This is a genomic window from Mesorhizobium sp. M2E.F.Ca.ET.209.01.1.1 (assembly GCF_004010375.2).
Taxonomy (GTDB): Bacteria; Pseudomonadota; Alphaproteobacteria; order Rhizobiales; family Rhizobiaceae; genus Mesorhizobium.
In genome coordinates this window covers 1-371 of the sequence record NZ_SADP02000421.1, presented here as the reverse complement: position 1 = coordinate 371, position 371 = coordinate 1, and the positions used below count along the sequence as shown (strand labels likewise).

General features: G+C 66.3%; 1 protein-coding gene. It reads right to left on the bottom strand.

Going from position 1 to position 371, the window contains the following annotated elements:
* Positions 1-11: 11 nt before the first annotated feature.
* The coding region (locus tag EN852_RS36280) for a PD-(D/E)XK nuclease family protein (protein ID WP_189546431.1) at positions 12-371 on the bottom strand (360 nt) is incomplete at its 5' end.

Genomic DNA, 371 nt, shown 5'->3' with positions numbered 1-371 from the left:
CAGTTCTTGTGTCACGCTCCCGTGAGTCGGGCAAGGGCGTCGTCCATGGCCCGGGCCGGGAGCTCGATCAGGCTCGGCGCTTCGGTGAACAGCAGGGCCGCCTTGATTTCCCGCCCTGGATAAAGCGGCTGCAGCAGGGCGCGATAGAGCGCGAGCTGAAGCAGATAGGCCGGCGGGACTTCGGCCAGGGAGGCGGGTGCGGGCCTGTTGGTCTTGTAGTCGACGATCGAGACCGTATCCGGCGTCACCGCCAGCCGGTCGATCTTGCCGGAGATGGAGCGGATTTTGCCCTTGACCTCCAGGCTGCCCATGATCGCGACCTCCGCACGTGATGACGGCGCGAACAGTTGACCGAGGCCGGGGTCGGCAAG